The sequence below is a fragment of the Chryseobacterium sp. MEBOG06 genome, assembly GCF_021869765.1.
Lineage (GTDB): Bacteria > Bacteroidota > Bacteroidia > Flavobacteriales > Weeksellaceae > Chryseobacterium.
In genome coordinates this window covers 1774689-1793481 of sequence record NZ_CP084580.1, presented here as the reverse complement: position 1 = coordinate 1793481, position 18793 = coordinate 1774689, and the positions used below count along the sequence as shown (strand labels likewise).

At 36.9% G+C, this 18793-nt stretch carries 17 protein-coding genes; 11 read left to right on the top strand and 6 right to left on the bottom strand.

Going from position 1 to position 18793, the window contains the following annotated elements:
• The first annotated feature begins 3 nt into the window (after positions 1–3).
• From LF887_RS08265 to nhaA, 10 genes are all read left to right on the top strand, one after another.
• Positions 4–1584 (top strand): MFS transporter, encoded by a 1581-nt coding sequence (locus LF887_RS08265; protein ID WP_236858613.1) that lies wholly within the window; start codon positions 4–6, stop codon positions 1582–1584.
• Between the two features lie 43 nt (positions 1585–1627).
• Complete coding sequence (locus LF887_RS08260) at positions 1628–1855, top strand: DUF6814 family protein (protein WP_236858612.1); 228 nt, start codon at positions 1628–1630, stop codon at positions 1853–1855.
• Positions 1856–1877: 22 nt separating this feature from the next.
• Entirely contained in the window at positions 1878–2126 is a 249-nt protein-coding gene (locus tag LF887_RS08255; protein WP_236858611.1) for a hypothetical protein, read from the top strand.
• A complete protein-coding gene (locus LF887_RS08250) occupies positions 2119–4818 on the top strand; it encodes an ATP-binding protein (protein ID WP_236858610.1) in 2700 nt (899 codons plus the stop codon). Before LF887_RS08255 ends, LF887_RS08250 begins: the two co-directional genes overlap by 8 nt.
• Before the next feature lie 9 nt (positions 4819–4827).
• Complete coding sequence (locus tag LF887_RS08245; protein WP_236858609.1) at positions 4828–5190, top strand: response regulator transcription factor; 363 nt, start codon at positions 4828–4830, stop codon at positions 5188–5190.
• 240 nt (positions 5191–5430) lie between these two features.
• Entirely contained in the window at positions 5431–7317 is a 1887-nt protein-coding gene (locus LF887_RS08240) for an AMP-binding protein (RefSeq protein ID WP_236859488.1), read from the top strand.
• Between the two features lie 57 nt (positions 7318–7374).
• Positions 7375–9282, top strand: a complete 1908-nt coding sequence (acs, locus tag LF887_RS08235) for an acetate--CoA ligase (RefSeq protein ID WP_236858608.1) — start codon at positions 7375–7377, stop codon at positions 9280–9282.
• Between the two features lie 397 nt (positions 9283–9679).
• The gene (locus tag LF887_RS08230) at positions 9680–10048 is read left to right on the top strand and encodes a hypothetical protein (RefSeq protein WP_236858607.1); all 369 of its coding nucleotides are present in this window, start codon (positions 9680–9682) and stop codon (positions 10046–10048) included.
• A gap of 229 nt (positions 10049–10277) precedes the next feature.
• Positions 10278–12488 (top strand): RelA/SpoT family protein, encoded by a 2211-nt coding sequence (locus tag LF887_RS08225; RefSeq protein ID WP_236858606.1) that lies wholly within the window; start codon positions 10278–10280, stop codon positions 12486–12488.
• A 2-nt stretch (positions 12489–12490) separates the two neighbouring features.
• Entirely contained in the window at positions 12491–13669 is a 1179-nt protein-coding gene (gene nhaA, locus LF887_RS08220) for a Na+/H+ antiporter NhaA (protein WP_236858605.1), read from the top strand.
• A gap of 70 nt (positions 13670–13739) precedes the next feature.
• Here the strand turns inward: nhaA and LF887_RS08215 are convergent, their stop codons facing one another.
• Positions 13740–14672, bottom strand: coding sequence for a YihY/virulence factor BrkB family protein (locus tag LF887_RS08215; protein ID WP_236858604.1), 933 nt, complete (start codon positions 14670–14672; stop codon positions 13740–13742).
• Between the two features lie 223 nt (positions 14673–14895).
• Between LF887_RS08215 and LF887_RS08210 the strand changes: the two genes are divergently transcribed.
• Positions 14896–15369, top strand: a complete 474-nt coding sequence (locus tag LF887_RS08210; protein ID WP_236858603.1) for a 23S rRNA (pseudouridine(1915)-N(3))-methyltransferase RlmH — start codon at positions 14896–14898, stop codon at positions 15367–15369.
• A gap of 117 nt (positions 15370–15486) precedes the next feature.
• On the opposite strand, the gene LF887_RS08205 is transcribed toward LF887_RS08210, so the two are convergent.
• The 5 genes from LF887_RS08205 to LF887_RS08185 all read right to left on the bottom strand — a co-directional run bounded on the left by LF887_RS08205 (position 15487) and on the right by LF887_RS08185 (position 18777).
• Positions 15487–15936 carry a tRNA (cytidine(34)-2'-O)-methyltransferase gene (locus LF887_RS08205; RefSeq protein ID WP_236858602.1) on the bottom strand — a complete coding sequence of 150 codons (450 nt, stop codon included), beginning with the start codon at positions 15934–15936 and terminating at the stop codon, positions 15487–15489.
• Positions 15937–16044: 108 nt separating this feature from the next.
• Positions 16045–16857, bottom strand: coding sequence for a tetratricopeptide repeat protein (locus LF887_RS08200; protein WP_236858601.1), 813 nt, complete (start codon positions 16855–16857; stop codon positions 16045–16047).
• Positions 16854–17420 (bottom strand): phosphatase PAP2 family protein, encoded by a 567-nt coding sequence (locus tag LF887_RS08195; RefSeq protein ID WP_236858600.1) that lies wholly within the window; start codon positions 17418–17420, stop codon positions 16854–16856. The genes LF887_RS08200 and LF887_RS08195 overlap by 4 nt, the downstream gene beginning before the upstream one ends.
• Before the next feature lie 7 nt (positions 17421–17427).
• Positions 17428–17763, bottom strand: coding sequence for a twin-arginine translocase TatA/TatE family subunit (locus LF887_RS08190; RefSeq protein ID WP_236858599.1), 336 nt, complete (start codon positions 17761–17763; stop codon positions 17428–17430).
• A 210-nt stretch (positions 17764–17973) separates the two neighbouring features.
• Positions 17974–18777, bottom strand: coding sequence for an arylamine N-acetyltransferase family protein (locus LF887_RS08185; RefSeq protein WP_236858598.1), 804 nt, complete (start codon positions 18775–18777; stop codon positions 17974–17976).
• Between the last annotated feature and the right edge of the window lie 16 nt (positions 18778–18793).

The window sequence follows — 18793 nt, the reverse complement described above, 5'->3', positions numbered from 1 at the left end:
AATATGAGCGAAAATCACCACGAAACCTACGAAAATATGACTGATAAGCAGAAAAACCGCACCATCTGGAGCGTTATCACTGCCTCATCACTCGGAACACTTATAGAATGGTATGACTTTTATATTTTCGGAAGTTTGGCCATTGTTTTAGCTACAAAATTTTTTCCTGCAGATAATCCTACCGCAGCATTTTTATCTACGCTGGCTACTTTTGCTGCAGGATTTGTTGTAAGACCTTTCGGAGCTTTATTTTTCGGAAGACTGGGAGATATCATCGGAAGAAAATACACCTTCCTTGTTACGTTATTAATCATGGGATTCTCCACTTTTCTGATTGGATGTATCCCGAGTTATAAAACCATTGGATTTATGGCTCCTGTTTTGGTTTTAATTCTGAGACTATTACAAGGACTGGCTCTGGGAGGAGAATATGGTGGCGCTGCCACTTATGTTGCAGAATATGCACAACCTCACCGAAGAGGCTACTGGACCTCATGGATACAGACCACAGCAACAGCAGGACTTTTTATTTCATTGATCGTTATCCTGATCACAAAATCAACACTTTCTGCCGAAGAGTTTGATAACTGGGGATGGAGGGTTCCTTTCTGGATTTCTATTTTAATGGTAGGAGTTTCTTATATCATCAGAAAAAACATGAAAGAATCTCCTCTTTTTGCGAAAGCTAAAAGCGAGGGAAAAACTTCTAAAAACCCTTTAAAAGAAAGTTTTGGCAATAAATACAACTTCAAGTTTGTTTTACTTGCTTTATTCGGAGCTGCCATGGGACAGGGGGTAATCTGGTACACGGGACAATTCTATGCGATGAGTTTCCTGCAGAAGGTAATGAATGTAGAATCTATGCAGGTAGACTACTTAATGGCAACCGCTCTATTCCTGGGAACGCCTTTCTTTGTATTTTTCGGCTGGTTATCGGACAAAATTGGGCGAAAGGCAGTAATGATGACCGGAATGCTGGTAGCCATCCTGGCTTACCGCCCTATTTACGACAGTATGTATAAAAGTGTGAATCTTGAAAATAAAACAGTAGCAACGAACGGAATTACAGAAAAAAGAACAGCTAAAATTCACAATGACATTGCCACAGACAGTCTTGTGACGTTCCATAAAGAGACACTTTATACAGATGGAACTTTAACCAAAAAAGACAGCATCACTCATTGGTCACCTGCCGGTCCTATCATGAAGGACGGAAAAGCTGAGGAACCAAAAGTGTCACAAACGGTAAAATTAGGTGATAACACGAAATGGTATCTCGTTTTCCTTGTATTTATACAGGTGATATTTGTAACCATGGTATATGGACCTATAGCTGCTTTCCTTGTTGAAATGTTCCCGGTAAGGATCCGTTACACCTCAATGTCTTTACCTTATCATATTGGAAATGGGGTATTTGGAGGACTTCTTCCCGCAGTGGCAACTTACCTGGTTACAACAGGAAAAGAAGCCGGACACGCCACATGGTATCTCGAAGGACTTTGGTATCCTATTGGAGTTGCGGCTGTCTGCCTGATTATCGGATTGTTTTATCTTAAAAATAAGAACAATAATCTTCATGATTAATCACCGAATCACTTAAATTTTTATTAATTTTAAAACTACTAAAATGAACGGACTAAAAAAAATATTAGGTATTCTATGGATCGCAATCGCTGTGATTGTGGGCTACTTTGGAATTACAGTTTTAGGAATTCCAAAGATTACTTCCGGAAAACAGGAAGATTTGGTTTTCGGTATTATCATTTTATTTGTATTGATGCCGATTATCTCAGGCGGAATGGCAATTTTCGGCTATTATGCTTTAACAGGAGAATATTCTGACGATAAAAGATAATTATAACAAACACTGATAATTGATGAGCGATCCACAAGGCCATCTGCTCATCAATTATCTTTATCAATCATCATTTATGAAAAAGAGACACGAACAAAAGTTGATTATTCTAAGTATCGGATTAATGATTGCCTTCAGTATTCCCATCTCGCTTCTTTTCAACAGCGAAAAAGAAGTTATGGGTTATCCTATGATTTTGATTTATTTGTTTGCCGTCTGGATGATTTCCATCGTAATTTCTTTTGTAATTGTAAAAAGGTACGATGAGTAGTTTTGCATTATTTTTTGTAGTCTTGTTCTATCTGGCTCTTCTCTTCTTGGTGGCCCATCTGGCAGAAAAGAAAAAAAGCAAGATATGGATTAACAATCCCTATATTTATGCACTGTCTCTGGCTGTATACTGCACGGCATGGACTTATTATGGAAGTATAGGTGTAGCCGCCACAAGTGGATTAAACTATCTGACGATCTATATTGGCCCTATTATGATTATTCCTGCATGGATCTTCATCAATACACGGATCGTAAGAATTTCCAGGGTCAATAAGATAAGCAGCCTTGCAGATTTTATCTCTTTACGATATGGAAACAGCAGAAGCTTTAGTGCCATTATTACTATAGTTTGTCTTTTAGCCATTGTTCCTTACATCGGATTACAAATCAAAGCGATTTCCGAAACTTTTCACTTAGTGACAGAAACTTCCATGTCAAAGGATATTCTGACTGACAATGCAACATTTGTTGTTATTCTGATTGCTTTATTTTCCTCTTACTACGGAACGAGATATGTAGATGCATCAGAAAAACGTCTGGGAATTATTTCTGCGATCGCCCTGGAAAGTTTTCTAAAGCTATTCTTTATCATTATTCTCGGACTTTTTGTCATCTACTATGCATTTGATGGATTTTCGGATATTTATCAGAAAGCGAGTCATTTTAAGGATTTTAAAGAAAAAAATACCTTCAATGGAATTGAAGGTGCTATGAACTGGATGATCCTGTGTATGATTTCCGCAACAGCAATCTGCATTCTTCCAAGACAGTTTCACACGGCAATCATTGAAAACAGACAGGAAAAGCACATCAAAACAGCAATCTGGTTTTTCCCGCTTTATCTTTTAATATTTACCCTATTTATTTTTCCGATCGCCTGGGGCGGGAGGTTAATTTTTGATGGTCAAAACGTCAATCCGGAGTTCTACTCCATTTTGATTCCACAGCATTTTGACAATACATTGATTACCGTTTTAGTGTTTCTTGGCGGGTTAAGTTCATGTATTTCCATGATTATCATTTCCGCTATTACATTATCTATTATGCTTTCCAATAACCTTATTATTCCGTATGGCTTGCTTGGAAAGTTCAAATCTGAGAATGAGGAACAAAACACCAGAAGCATTACCAATATCAGAAAATTCAGCATTTTTGCGCTGATCATCATGGCTTTTGTTTTCTACAAGTATTTCATCCTGAAAATTTCGCTGGATTCTGTAGGTTTAATCTCCTTTGTGATTATCGCGCAGCTGGCGCCTACATTCTTCGGAGCTATATTCTGGAGAAGAGGAAGCTATAAAGGAGCTATTACAGGGCTTGCTGCAGGCCTGGTGATCTGCTATTTCGGATTGATTATTCCGCAGTATTACTTTTCATACAACCAGGAATTCAAAGGAGTTTTGAGAGATCTCTACAACACCTTCGAATTTTTCTCTATTCCTTATCTTGAAAGAATTCCCCAGATTTTCTTTTGGTCGCTTCTTATCAATACAGGTTTGTTTACCATCGTTTCTGTCATGACCAAAGGAAATTATCGGGAAAGAAATTTTGCCGAGCTATATGTAGATATTGACAAATACATTCAAAATCATGAAAACGCCTTTATCTGGAGGGGAACTGCCTATATATCAGATATTAAAAATATTCTGGAGAGATTCTTAGGCAAAAACAAAACAGAGCAGGCTCTAAGAATTTTCAATTTGAAATATAATATTGATTCTAAAACAGAAACTGCAGATTCAAGATTTATTAAATTTTCAGAAAACCTTTTAGCAGGGAGAATAGGAACAGCTTCTGCCAAAATATTAATCGAAGGAGTAACGAAGGAAGATAAAATATCTTTAAAAGAAGTTTTAAACATCCTGGAAGAATCTAAGGAAAACATAACCTTGAATAAAAAACTAACAGAGCAGTCTGAAGAACTTCAAAAATTATCTGATGACCTTAGAACGGCCAACGAAAGCCTGATCATCAAAGACCGTCAGAAAGATGATTTCCTGGATTCTGTGGCCCATGAATTAAGAACACCCATCACTGCTATCCGATCCGCTGGAGAAATTTTAGCAGACGATGATGATATTCCTTATGACATCAAACAGGAATTTCTTAATAATATTATTACAGAATCCGACAGGTTAAGCGAAATTATCAATGACATCCTTTATCTTGACAAGCTTCAACATGGAGAGATTTTATTAAACATTCAGCCCAACAATATAATTGAGACCTATGAAAGAGCAGTAACCCCGCTTCTTCATCTTATCCAGCAGAAAAACATCCATCTGAGTGAAGTCAATCTGCTGAATCAGCTTACTTTTGAATATGATGAAGCAAGAATGATTCAGTTATTTCAGAATATCTGGGGTAATGCCTTGAAATTCACGAATGAACAGGGAACTATACAAACAAAGCTATTTGAAAAAGAGGGATGTCTCGTCATTAGCATTTTCAATACCGGGAAAACGATTCCTGAAGAAGATCTGGAAATGATTTTTGACAAATTTTATCAGTCTAAAAATCAGAACATTTTAAAACCAACAGGAAGCGGACTGGGTCTTGCGATTTCTAAAAAAATTGTGCAGGCTCACGGAGGAAAAATAAAAGCAGAAAATAGCGGATTAGGCGTAACTTTCACCATCAGCATTCCTAAAAAAATAAAAGAAACCAAAAATGAAGTTGAACATCATTAAAAACGAACTATGAAAAAGATAATCATTGCGGATGACGAACATAAAATATTAATGTCTCTGGAATACAGTTTTAAGAAAAACGGTTATGATGTCTATATTGCCAGAGATGGAACAGAAGTTCTTGAATTTTTAAAAACCATGGTCCCCGACGTTATTCTACTCGATATCATGATGCCCAATCTTGACGGATACAGCACATTGGATCTCATCAAACAGAATGAAAAAATGAAAGACACCAAAGTCATTTTTCTAAGCGCCAAGAACAATCCAAGAGATATTGAAAAAGGAATGGGCATGGGAGCTGACGCTTATGTAACCAAACCTTACTCAATTAAAAAACTGATGCAGCAGATTGAAGAAATGTTTGAGTAGATAATCAGAAATTGAATGACATAGAGAACGTACAACACAAAATAAAAACCAAAGGTCATCGTAAATGAAGTATACAATTTTATCTTAAAATGTTATTAAAATCAACATCTTTAAAATCTTCATTACAATTAAAGGTTTAAAGTTCAAGACTAAACCATTAAGATGAAGAAAAAAGGACTAAGGCACTGTTTACCTTCGGCCCACGATGACAGAACTTTCCCACAACGCCCAATTATTAATATGAATGCAGATCAATTATTTAAACAAAGTATAGACAATAAAGAAGACTTCTGGAAAGAAAAAGCCAGAGAAATACAGTGGTATAAATTTCCACAGCAGATCCTTTCAAAAGACCTTAACGATTATCCGCAGTGGTTTTATGACGGGGAGCTTAATATGTGCTATTTATGCATTGACAAGCATATTGAGGATGGTTTTGGAGATCACACCGCTATCGTGTACGACTCTCCTGTCACCCATCAAAAGAAAACATACACCTTCCGTCAGGCTCAGGAAGAGATATCGAAATTTGCCGGGGGACTGGCTTCGTTAGGATTAAAAAAAGGAGATACTGCGGTTATTTATATGCCTATGATTCCACAGACGCTGTTTGCTATGCTGGCGTGTGCAAGGATCGGGGTGATTCATAATGTAGTTTTCGGAGGTTTTGCCCCTCATGAACTGGTAGTAAGGATTGACGACTGCAAACCTAAAGTTCTGATCACTGCTACAGCAGGCATAGAAATTGCCAAAAGAATTCCATATCTGCCTTTGGTGGAAAAAGCAATTGAACTGGCACAGAATAAAGTAGACAATATTATTGTTTATAACAGAAAACTGGTCGACAACCAACACGAAATGTTTGAAGGGTTGATTGACTACGAAGAACTGGTTCGAAAATCAGAACCTGCAGATTGCGTTTCAGTAGCTTCTACCCATCCGCTTTATTTACTTTACACCTCAGGAACTACTGGAAAACCTAAAGGAATTGTTCGGGATACCGGAGGATATGCCACCGCCCTGAAGTTTTCTATGAAATACATATATGGAGTTGAACCGGGAGAAACTTATTGGGCGGCCTCAGATTTTGGATGGGCAGTAGGACATAGCTTTTCAGTGTATGGCCCTCTAATCAATAGAAATGCCACTATAATTTTTGAAGGAAAACCTATTATGACGCCTGATGCGGGAACTTTCTGGAGAATTATCTCAGAATATCAGGTTTCAGTAATGTTTACTGCTCCTACAGCCATCAGAGCAATAAAAAAAGAAGATCCAAACGGAGAACTGGTTAAGAAATATAATCTGTCTCAGTTCAGAAAACAGTTTCTTGCGGGTGAACGCTGTGATGTTGCAACATTAGACTGGTTTGCGGAGCACATTGGGGTTCCTGCCATTGACCACTGGTGGCAGACAGAATCAGGATGGCCTATGCTGGGCTTAATGACCTGTGATGATGACTACAAAATAAAAAGAGCTTCGGCAGGAAAACCTATTCCGGGATACGACATCAAAATATTTGATGAAAACGGTCTGGAGCTGGATCCACATCATGAAGGATATCTGGTTATCAAACTACCGCTTCCTCCGGGAAGTATGCTGGGAATATGGAAAGACCACAAGCGTTTTCAAAGCAGCTACCTCACTCAATATGATGGTTATTATTTCTCAGGAGATGGTGCTATACAGGATGAAGACGGTTATATTTTCATTACCGGACGGGTGGATGACGTTATCAACGTAGCCGGGCACAGGCTTTCTACATCAGAAATGGAAGAGATCGTTTCCTCTCATCCCGATATTGCTGAATGTGCTGTAGTAGGCATTGATGATGATCTGAAAGGGCAAATTCCTTTTGCAGTTGCTGTTCTGAAAAATGGAACTGTAACTTCAGAGGAAGACCTTGAAAAGGAAATCATCCGCATGGTTCGTGAAAAAATAGGAGCCGTAGCCTTTTTAAAAAACGCGATGGTTGTCAAACGTTTACCAAAAACAAGATCCGGAAAAACTTTGAGAAAGCTCATCAGAACCCTACTCGATGGAAAAAATTTTCAGATTCCGCCAACGATTGATGATGAAAAAATCATTGAAGAAATACAGGAAAAGATCAGGGAATATAGGGGGTAAGCGAAAAATTAAACATATATTTAAAATACAATTCAAATTTCAAAAAACGAAAGGGATATGAGAAATTACTTAATAGAAGATTTACCACAATACTTTGAAGATTACAAAAAATCTATCAAAAATCCGAAGAAATTCTGGGATAAGGTAGCCGATCAGAATTTTGTGTGGTACCAGAGATGGAGCAAGGTTGTTAAGTACGATATGAACGAAGCTAAAATCACGTGGTTTAAAAATGCCAAGCTCAATATCACCAAAAACTGTATAGACAGGCATCTTGCGGTAAGAGGTGATAAAACAGCCATTATCTGGGAACCGAATGATCCAAAAGAAGAAGCACAGCATATTTCCTACAATGAGTTATATACGCAGGTTAATAAGACTGCAAATGTTCTTCGTGACATGGGAATTGAAAAAGGAGACAGAGTCTGCATCTATCTTCCCATGATTCCTGAACTGGCTGTTACCATGCTTGCCTGCGCAAAATTAGGAGCTGTTCATTCTGTCATTTTTGCAGGATTCTCAGCCGCTGCAGTAGCTTCAAGAGTCAATGACTGCGAAGCGAAAATGGTGATCACATCCGATGGAAGTTATAGAGGAAATAAAGTTCTGGATTTAAAAAGTATTGTAGATGAGGCATTGGAAAAAACGCCAACCATTGAAAATGTACTCGTTGTAAAGAGAACGCATAATGAGATTAAAATGAAGGAAGGAAGAGATTACTGGCTGGCTGATTTATTTGAAAAAGCTTCTCCTGATTTTGTAACCGTCATTATGGATTCTGAAGATCCTCTTTTCATCCTTTATACTTCGGGTTCTACAGGAAAACCAAAAGGAATGCTTCATACTTGTGCCGGCTATATGGTTTACACTGCCTATACTTTTAAAAATGTATTCAATTATAAGGAAAATGATATTTACTGGTGTACTGCTGATATCGGATGGATCACCGGACACTCTTATATTCTTTACGGACCATTACTGAATGGAGCCACCACAGTTATTTTTGAAGGAGTGCCAACCTATCCTGAACCTGACCGTTTCTGGGAAGTTATTGAAAAACACAAAATTACTCAGTTTTACACAGCACCTACGGCTATCCGATCTTTAGCAAAAGAGAGCGCTGAATGGGTAGACAAACATGATCTCAGCTCTCTGAAGGTTATAGGCTCTGTAGGAGAACCTATCAATGATGAAGCATGGCATTGGTTCAATGATCATGTAGGAAAGAAAAAATGTCCGATTGTAGATACATGGTGGCAGACTGAAACCGGAGGTATCATGATTTCTCCCCTTCCATTTGTGACTCCTACCAAGCCTACCTATGCTACTTTGCCCTTACCGGGTATACAGCCTGTTCTGATGGATGACAAGCGCAATGAAATCACAGGAAATCAGGTGACGGGAAATCTCTGCATCCGTTTTCCATGGCCGGGAATTGCAAGAACGATATGGGGAGATCATAAGAGATATAAAGAAACCTATTTCACAGCATTCCCCGGGAAATATTTCACTGGTGACGGTGCTTTAAGAGATGAGGTAGGCTACTATAGAATTACAGGCCGTGTAGATGATGTAATCATTGTTTCCGGGCATAATTTAGGCACAGCTCCTATTGAAGACAGTATCAATCAGCATCCTGCTGTAGCTGAATCGGCAATTGTAGGCTATCCCCACGACATCAAAGGTAACGCACTTTATGGCTTTGTAATGCTGAAAGAAGTTGGCGAAGGCCGTGATAAGGAGAATCTAAAGAAAGAAATCAACCAATTGATTGCCGATCAGATAGGACCTATTGCTAAACTGGACAAAATTCAGTTTGTTTCCGGGCTTCCAAAAACACGTTCAGGAAAAATCATGCGTAGAATTTTGAGAAAAATTGCGGAAGGTGACTTCAGTAATTTTGGAGATATCAGTACGTTATTGAATCCTGAAATTGTTGAAGAGATCAAGAACGAAAGAATTTAAATACCTTTTAAATTAACCCTAAAAGAGGCTGTTCAGAGATGTTCAGCCTCTTTTTAATAATGTATTAACTAAAACCTTATTCTATTTTTGTATTTCTGTTCAATACTGAATGAACTGTTTCATCAGGAAATAAGTAGCTAAAAAAATTAGAGTTAAATTATTTAAAAAACGGTAAGTTATTGTAAATATGACAGATTCAATAAAGTGATCTGTACCATCACTAATTATTTAACATTTTATTAAATCATCAAAATTAAACACACGTTCAATGAATATTTCCACACAATCAATAATTACTATGTAAATAAAATGTTAATTAATGAATTTTATTAATTAAAGAACAATAAAATAAGAAAAATAATGACTAACTTTAATCATAACTTTAAACCAATTAACTATGTCAAATATACTAGCGGGGCTGTTCGAGCTCCACAGCGATTACAAAAAGCTTGAGAGTGATCTGGAAAATTCTGGGTTTGCCAATTCCGATTACGTTATATACCTTAATAATGATGCTTCAAATAATTCTCAGTATTTGGCCAGTGTTACTGTAAAAGATAACAGTGAGATTGAAAATGCACGGAATATATTCTCCCAAAATGCAGCGCTAAAAGCGTATTTATTTGAGGGGATGAGCGTCAAAGAAACTAACTATGACACTATTAAAAAGTACATCGATGCCAGAAATAAGGCGGAAATTCACAACAGCCCTGATGTAAAGATCAAAACATCCAGTGACGGTATGAATTCTGAAGTAAAATTCTAATCGGCATATAACCTGATAAACAAAATCTGTAGAATCTTCTGCAGATTTTTTTATGGATCACTTTTTGAAAGAAACACTTAAACTATAAATTCGGATTAAATATTTTTTTTATGTTCAAGACTGAGTCCAATCACCTTGTGGTTCGTTCTTCAACTTTTAGATCCGCTTTTTTATCTTTGAAAAAACTAAAAATTTTCGTATTTTCGTTTAAATATAGGCATTAGCACAAATGAGTTACGACTTAGAACAAGAAAACAAAGAGATCCTTGCCAGATATAAGGATCTGATTTCGAATACATACAGAACTTTGGATGAGGAAAATAACAAACTTATCCGAAAGGCATTTGATATTGCTTTAGATGCCCATAAAGATCAAAGGAGAAAATCTGGTGAACCTTACATCTACCACCCTATTGCTGTTGCCAAAATTGTAGCAACGGAGATCGGTCTGGGAGCGACTTCTATTGCCTGTGCTCTTTTGCATGATGTAATTGAAGATTCCGACTATACCTATGAAGATCTTAAAAAGATCTTCGGGGAGAAGATTGCCAATATCGTGAAAGGATTGACCAAGATCTCCATCATGAATCATCAGAATATTTCTGTTCAGTCTGAAAACTACAGAAAATTATTACTGACACTTTCTGAAGATTTCAGGGTGATTCTGATCAAAATTGCAGACCGTCTTCACAATATGCGGACGCTGGAAAGCATGGCTCCGGACAAGCAGAAAAAGATTGCTTCGGAAACAGTCTATATCTATGCTCCAATGGCTCACCGTCTTGGGCTCTACAATATCAAATCTGAACTGGAGGACCTTTCATTAAAGTATAACAATCCTGAAGTATATAATGAAATCACGGAAAAATTGGAACTGGCCAAGGAAAACCGTGAAAGATATATTGAAGAATTCAAAAAAGAGGTATCAGAAAGACTTCATGAAGAGGGACTTAACTTTAAAATTAAAGGCCGTGCAAAAGCTATTTCTTCTATTTACAGAAAGATGCTGAAGCAGGGAGTTTCTTTTGAAGAGGTTTTTGATAACTATGCGATCAGAATTATTTATAAATCTGATGCGAAGAATGAAAAGTTCCTGGCATGGAAAATTTATTCCATTGTTACAGATGTGTACCACAGTAACCCTTCAAGAATGCGTGACTGGATCACCCAGCCCCGTTCTACAGGGTATGAAAGTCTCCACTTAACTGTTCTGGGACCTGATAAAAAATGGATCGAAGTACAGATTCGTTCAGAAAGAATGGATGAGATTGCCGAAAAAGGGGTGGCAGCCCATTACAAATATAAGGAAGGCTATAAGCAAAGTTCTGATGACCGGAATTTTGAAAAATGGGTCACTGAGATCCGTGATGTTCTTGAGCAGCAGCAGAACCTTTCCACTTCTGAGCTTCTGGACAATATTAAGCTTAATCTCTATTCAAAAGAAGTATTTGTTTTTACTCCAAAAGGGGAAATCAAGATCTTGCCAACCAATGCCACCGCTCTGGACTTCGCCTTTTCCGTTCACTCCGATCTTGGAATGAAGTGTCTGGGTGCTAAAATTAACGGTAAACTGGTTCCTATTTCCTATATTCTCCAAAATGGAGATCAGGTAGACATCCTGTCTTCTCAAAATCAAAAACCAAAATCTGACTGGCTGGAGTTTGTAGTAACTTCAAAAGCAAAATCCAAGATCAAAAGTTATCTGAATTCTCAGAAAAACCAGTTGGTGGACGAAGGTAAGGAAACTCTGCAGAGAAAGCTTCGTCACGCAAAAATAAACTTCAACGACGAAGAGATCAATAAACTTCAGAAGTTCTTTAATTTAAAATCATCACAGGAATTGTTTCTTAAATTCCAGAGCAATGAACTGGATGCAAGCAGCCTGAGAAAATACATTGAAAGTAAAAACGTATTCAACAATTTACTTTCCAGATTCAGAAAATCACCCACAAAGAATAATCACTATGAGGAACTGAAAGAACAGAACCTTGATATGATTGTCTTCGGAAAAGATGAAGAAAAGCTGAACTATAGCTATGCAAAATGCTGTACAGTAATTCCCGGTGACAAAATCTTTGGATTCATCACCATTTCAGACGGAATCAAGGTACACAGTGACAACTGCCCGAATGCTATTAATCTCCGTGCGCAGTATGACTACCGTGTGATTCCGGCCAAATGGGTAAATGCAGAAAGCTTCAAAAACAGAGTAAAAATTGAGATTGAAGGGCTGGACAGAATGGGAATGATCAATGATATTACCACTGTTATCAGCGGAAGCATGGGAATGGATATGAAAAGTATGTCCATAGAATCCAATAACGGCATTTTCACAGGAAACATCAACTTAGAAGTAAAAAACAAAGGTCAGCTGGAAGAGACCTTTAAAAAGCTTAAAAGTATTAATGGCGTTTCCATAGTGAGACGATTACAATCTTAAATATGAATTTATCTCTTTATTTTAAAAAATTTTTCAATAACAGCCAGTCCTCAGGAATTATTCTTATTTTCTGTGTGCTGATCTCATTATTAATTGCCAATTCTTCTTTAGCTGAAACCTTTCAACAGTTTTTAGACAAGGAAGTGGGCACTCACTTATTCGGACTGGAATATACTGTCAGCATCTGGATCAACGACGGATTGATGGCTGTATTCTTTCTTTTGGTAGGTCTTGAAATAAAAAGGGAACTTGTAGAGGGCGAACTATCATCTTTTAAAAATGCCTCACTTCCTATTTTTGCAGCAGTAGGCGGAATGCTTGTTCCTGCAGTCATTTATACTATTTTCAATGCCGGCACAAAGTATGGCAACGGCTGGGGAATTCCTATGGCAACTGATATTGCTTTTTCGCTGGCAATTATTTCCATGCTGGGTAAGAAAATCCCGAATTCAATTAAGATATTTTTAGCCGCTTTAGCAATTGTAGATGATTTGGGAGCGATTCTGGTGATCGCTGTTTTCTATACTGAGCAAATTCACTGGACTTATCTTCTGCTGTCTTTTGGAGTGGCTGCCTTACTGTTTATTTTAAACTTTTTAAAAGTCACGAAAATCATATTTTATCTTATTCCCGGGTTATTTTTATGGTATTTTCTTCATCATTCCGGAATTCATGCTACGATAGCGGGTGTTTTGCTCGCCTTCTCTATTCCGACCAATGCATCCAATGTAGAAATTTCTCCTTTAGAAAAGCTGGAGCATAAACTGCATATTCCTGTAAGCTTTCTGATCATGCCTGTATTTGCCTTAACGAATACTAATATTACTTTCTCAAGTAATATGGTTGCAGGAATTACAAGCACTTTAGGATTAGGAATTATCTGCGGACTGATCTTAGGAAAATTAATAGGAATCAATTTATTCTCCTTACTTGCTATTAAATTAAAGCTTAGTTCTTTACCTCAAAACAGCAACTGGACTCAAATGATTGGAGTAGGTTTACTTGCCGGAATTGGTTTTACCATGTCCATCTTTATTGCACTGCTGTCTTTTAAAGATGATATTCATATTCAGGATGAGGCTAAATTTGCTATTTTGATCGCTTCTTTTCTGGCTGCTATTTTAGGATTTGCAATTTTAAGTATGAGCTCCAAGGGTAATATGGAACCTGAAGAGGATTAATCTTTCTTCAGGCCGCCCAATTTCCGGAGCGATTATCCACCTCTTTAAAAGTTGGGTTTACAGCCTGATGCTAAACCGTTTCTTTCTCTATTTCATCTGACAGAATTTTTTCTATTCTGAGTTTTCTGATGGCCATATTGAGTTCATTTCCAAACAACAGAAGATAGACGTTTACGTTTACCCATACCATTAAAAGAATCATACTTCCGATCGATCCGTAAAGAACATTGTACCGGGCAATATCTTTTACATAAATCGCGAAAATATAAGTAGTAATCACAAACAGTACTGTCGTTAAGATAGCCCCCGGAACGGCCTGTCTGAATCTTGTAATCTTTACTGTCCCCAACCAGTAAAATAAAGTCAGAAGTATAAAATAAAAAAGCGGGAAAGAAACGAATCCGATAATTTTGGAAAGGTTATCTACAAGCCATGTAACATCATAAGCCGGCGTAAAAAGTTTCATTACAACTTCCGCATAATATACTCCGAAAAGTGTTAAAAATACAATGGTAATAAAACCTATTGTAATAAAAAATGAAAGGATAAATTCTTTGACATCACTTAGCTTTTCATCTGAGTTTTCGTTAAAACCGTTGATCAGTGAAAAGGTACCATTGGTAGCAAAAAGGAGGGCCAGGACAATGGTCAGGTTACTGATCCCTTTCATATTCGGGATGATATTGTTTACGATATAACCTTTAACATCTCCTTCCATATTGGAAGGAAAAACATTATGCATCAGCACATCGAAAATATAGAACTGCAGTTCATTATAAAGAGGCATATAGGGCAGTACAGAAAGCAGGAAGAGAATAAACGGGAACAAACTGATGGTAAAGCTCCAGGAAATCGCAGCTGCTTTTCGACCAATGTTTCCTTTGAAAATTCCGGAGATATAGATCTGAAACATCTGCCAAAGCGATATTCCCAAGACAGGAATATGAATGTTATCAAAAAATTCTTGAATCTTCAAAATAAAATTAGGAACTTTCAAACCCATCTATTTGTTTGTTTTATACAAATGTAGGGGAATTAAATGAAATAGGGAAAAGCGAGAAGATGATAAGCGGCAGATAAATGGATTAGCTGAGAGAGTGGAGAATTTAGAATTTAGAATGGAAAGTGTAAAGCAATATTGCGTGGCTTGTGACTCCTCAATTTCAATTCGCAATTTTTACACTTCCAGTATAAACCCTTATCTTTGCAGCTGAAACTTCTTATACATGCGCATCAGTTTACTTTGTATCGGCAAAACAGACGACAAGGAAATTACTTCTTTAATCAATTATTATCTCAACCGTTTACCCAGGCACTGGAATTTTGAAATCATAGAAATTCCGGATGTTAAAAACGCAAAAAATCTATCTCCGGATCTTCTTAAAAAGGAAGAAGCGAAGTTGTTTATAAATCATATTGATAAAAATGACCTTGTTGTCATTCTTGACGAAAAAGGAAAGCAGTTTACCAGCCGGGAATTTTCTCAAAAAATTGATGTCTGGATGAATTCTTCTGTTAAAAAGGTACACATCCTTATTGGTGGAGCTTATGGCTTTTCAGAGGATATCTACAGCAGAGCCAACGAAAAAATGTCATTATCCAAAATGACATTTACGCACCAGATGATCCGTTTGTTTATTGTTGAGCAGCTTTATCGTGCTGATCAGATTCTGCAGGGGAAACCTTATCATAACGACTAATATTTAGAAACAACCCATTGAGCAGTTTCTAAATATTGACGTCTTTAGATATTATAAAAAGTTTTAGCGGTTTAATCTGAATATTTTACCGCAGAAAAGCAGTCAGTATAATCTGTTCTATAATCCTATCTGTCTTTTTGCTTCGCCTACTACAAAAGCAACAGAATTTGCAATATTAAAACTTCTGATTAATTTTGACATAGGAATGGTTAAATGATTTTCAAAAATATTCAAAACATCTTCACTCAGCCCCACACTTTCTTTTCCAAAAACCAGCCAGTCTCCATCCTGAAATTGGTTCTCTAAATAAGATTTCTCCGCATGGGAACTCATTAAAAAAACACGTGAAGGATCCGGAATATTTTTAACCCATTCTTCAACGTTGGCATATTCTGAAACATCAAGATGCTGCCAATAATCCAACCCTGATCGTTTCAGATTTTTATCATTAATGATAAATCCAAATGGGTGAACCAGGTGTAATCTGCTTTCGGTACCTACACATAATCTTCCGATATTCCCTGTATTATTAGGTATTTCGGGTTCTACGAGAACAATATTCAACATCTATATTTCTTTATTCTTTTTTTAATTGAAATTAAGTTTAGTTTGTATGGACATCTCTTCTCCATACTACAACGTGTTTATTATTTAAGAGAAGAAAAGAACTGTGCCCTACTTCTTTACACATTTTGTGTAATACTCTGCCAGTACAGCTTTCTCATAGCCTAATGCCACCGCTTTGTCAAGATTTTCACAGGCCTCTTTAGATTTGGCTGTTTCAAATAAAACCAATGCCTTGCTGACATACGACTGCGCGAATTTGGGATCGATAGAAATAGCTTTATTGACATCAGTGAGCGCTTCTTTATACTTTTTCATTTTGAAATATACATCTGCCCTGCCATTGTACAGTAATGATTCCGGTTTCTCGGTGATAAGCTTGTTGTAGTCTTTTAAAGCACCTTCAAGATCCCCGTTATTTTTTTTGAGATTGGCCAGACCTGTTTTTGCAAAAATATTATCTGGTGCAAAGGTCAGAATCTGATTGAGATCTTTAATTGCGAGATCTTTTTTACCCTGGCTATCGTAAATTTTTGAACGTATAAGGTATAGGTCAGGATTTTCAGCATCCACCTTCAATCCTTTTTCAATATACTCCAGTGCTTTGGGCTTATTGCCTTTCTGGCTGTACAATGATGAAAGGTTAACGTACACGGAAACTGATAATGGATTTGCCTTTAAAGCAGATTCATAGGATTTAAAAGCCAGATTAGTCTTTCCCAGCCTTCTCTGAGATGTTCCCAGATAATCATAATATTCAGATTGAAATTTCTGGATCTGTTCTTTCTCCGCCAGCTTTAAATACTGTTCTTCGGCACATTTATAATCGGCCCTTTTAAAACAGTCCTCAGCTAGTTTTTTATCCTGCGAAAAGGCGTTGAATGTAAGACAAATGGTTACTGCAAGTAATAATTTTTTTTTCATGAAGTTATAGTTTGTTTGTTGATCACTTTTCTGGCGAGTGCACCAAATATCACTCCCAATAAAGATCCAACAAACGCCCCCACCAAAATATCAATTGGAAAATGCACTCCTAAATATATTCGGCTGTAGGAAACCACTATAGCCCATACAAATATAGCGTATGGAAACCATTTAATTTTATTTTTCAGTATAATACTTAAAAAGGCTGCTAAAAAGAAGGTATTGGATGCATGAGCGGAATAAAATCCAAATTGCCCGCCACATTTCACAATCCTCATATGATGTTCCAGAGTAGGGTCATGACATGGTCTCAACCTTGCCACTCCATATTTGAAAACACTTGCCAACTGATCAGAAACCGTTGCTCCCAGTGCTAAAAATATAAGAATAAAAACTAAAGCTCTTAGTTTGTAATTTTTGTATAAAAAATAAAGGAATATAATATAAAGGGGAACCCAGATCCAGGTACTGGAAATCAACATCCAGAACTGATCAAAAGAAGAGTTTCCCAAATTATTAAGGTAAAGAAATACCTTTTTGTCTTCCTGAATAAGCTCCTCCATATTCTATTTATCTGCTTACAGGTCCTTCATAAGTTTCATCTTCTGAAGGTTTTGGTTTTGGAGGTTCAGTAGATTCAGCAGGCTCTGTTAAGATATCTTTCTTGATATCATTCATAGGATTGAAATCTTTGGCAGCATCTTTTACCTTTTCAATCTCACGTTTAATTTCAGATACAGGATTATCTGTTTCTTTCATAATCTCCGTCTTGATATCTTCTACAGCTCCACGCATTTTTCTAACACCTGATCCAAGGTCACGCGCGATCTGAGGAAGTTTATCCGGTCCGAATAATACAACGATTGCAATGGCAATGAGTGCCATTTCTCCAATGCTTAATTCCATGGAGTAAAATTACGAAAGATTATACATTAAAATTACAGTAAAGTAAAAATTTAAACAAATTTTAAGATTTTGAGGAAAATAGAGCACAAAAAAAGCCAAAATAAACGGCAGAAACCTTGTTGCTGTCTATAAGCAGCTTGTTATTTTATATGTGAATAGAGAATTTTTTTATTATTAAATTGACAGAGAACATTATTGATCTGTCTTTTTTTAATACGTTTTCCCATTTATTTTTAGTGCTTCAACGGCATTCTCTTTTAAGCCAAAAGTATTGGTAAGAATTTCAAACAGTTGTTCATCATTTTTTATAGGTACAGATTCTTTTATCCCGTCATTAGACCGGATATTCAGCATATGATCTGTGTAAGTATATCTGGCATTCGCATCCACTTTGGACAGAATCAGATTTTTCTTAAAGTTAGATTCCGGATGGGTAGATAAGTACCAATTGGCAATTTCCAGATCAGCAGGTTCTACGTGTTCTATTATAAAACGGTAAACAGGAAGCCATTTTTCCTTCCAGGTACAGAGTACATACGTTTCTTCTTTATGCGAAACCTTAAACAATCCGTTGGGAGTTTGCTGAGGACCTTCTTCATTTAATAATAAAGGGGCTGTAAGCGTAGCCGCTCCAAAACCACAGTCTACAAGATACTCCTGCCCTTCAAAATCTACAATAAGCAATAAGTGGGTCTGCGCAGCAGTGCTGTCTTCTTCCCTTTTCCAAACTACCCTTCCCAATTGCAGTTTCACCTTGAATCCTATCAATTTCAAAACTCCGTCCAAAAGCAGATTTTGTTCATAACAGTATCCACCTCTGGATTCAACGACCAGTTTTTGAAAAACATCTTCTACGTTCAAAGAGGGAACAGTTCCGGTGTAAGGATCTATATTTTCAAAAGGGATATATTGGGGATGGAGCTGATGTATTCTCCTCAATGTTTCAAGATTCAATTTCAATTCTCCGGAATAATGAATCCTCTCCAGGTATTTTTCTAATTTTAATTTGTCCATAATTTCATCTTTAATA

Excerpts from the sequence above, each read along its gene's own strand:
- LF887_RS08265 (WP_236858613.1), top strand. The coding sequence starts at position 4 with ATGAGCGAAAATCACCACGAAACCTACGAAAATATGACTGATAAGCAG.
- LF887_RS08260 (WP_236858612.1), top strand. The coding sequence starts at position 1,628 with ATGAACGGACTAAAAAAAATATTAGGTATTCTATGGATCGCAATCGCT.
- LF887_RS08255 (WP_236858611.1), top strand. The coding sequence starts at position 1,878 with ATGAGCGATCCACAAGGCCATCTGCTCATCAATTATCTTTATCAATCA.
- LF887_RS08250 (WP_236858610.1), top strand. The coding sequence starts at position 2,119 with ATGAGTAGTTTTGCATTATTTTTTGTAGTCTTGTTCTATCTGGCTCTT.
- LF887_RS08245 (WP_236858609.1), top strand. The coding sequence starts at position 4,828 with ATGAAAAAGATAATCATTGCGGATGACGAACATAAAATATTAATGTCT.
- LF887_RS08240 (WP_236859488.1), top strand. The coding sequence starts at position 5,431 with ATGAATGCAGATCAATTATTTAAACAAAGTATAGACAATAAAGAAGAC.
- acs (WP_236858608.1), top strand. The coding sequence starts at position 7,375 with ATGAGAAATTACTTAATAGAAGATTTACCACAATACTTTGAAGATTAC.
- LF887_RS08230 (WP_236858607.1), top strand. The coding sequence starts at position 9,680 with ATGTCAAATATACTAGCGGGGCTGTTCGAGCTCCACAGCGATTACAAA.
- LF887_RS08225 (WP_236858606.1), top strand. The coding sequence starts at position 10,278 with ATGAGTTACGACTTAGAACAAGAAAACAAAGAGATCCTTGCCAGATAT.
- nhaA (WP_236858605.1), top strand. The coding sequence starts at position 12,491 with ATGAATTTATCTCTTTATTTTAAAAAATTTTTCAATAACAGCCAGTCC.
- LF887_RS08215 (WP_236858604.1), bottom strand. The coding sequence starts at position 14,672 with ATGGGTTTGAAAGTTCCTAATTTTATTTTGAAGATTCAAGAATTTTTT.
- LF887_RS08210 (WP_236858603.1), top strand. The coding sequence starts at position 14,896 with ATGCGCATCAGTTTACTTTGTATCGGCAAAACAGACGACAAGGAAATT.
- LF887_RS08205 (WP_236858602.1), bottom strand. The coding sequence starts at position 15,936 with ATGTTGAATATTGTTCTCGTAGAACCCGAAATACCTAATAATACAGGG.
- LF887_RS08200 (WP_236858601.1), bottom strand. The coding sequence starts at position 16,857 with ATGAAAAAAAAATTATTACTTGCAGTAACCATTTGTCTTACATTCAAC.
- LF887_RS08195 (WP_236858600.1), bottom strand. The coding sequence starts at position 17,420 with ATGGAGGAGCTTATTCAGGAAGACAAAAAGGTATTTCTTTACCTTAAT.
- LF887_RS08190 (WP_236858599.1), bottom strand. The coding sequence starts at position 17,763 with ATGGAATTAAGCATTGGAGAAATGGCACTCATTGCCATTGCAATCGTT.
- LF887_RS08185 (WP_236858598.1), bottom strand. The coding sequence starts at position 18,777 with ATGGACAAATTAAAATTAGAAAAATACCTGGAGAGGATTCATTATTCC.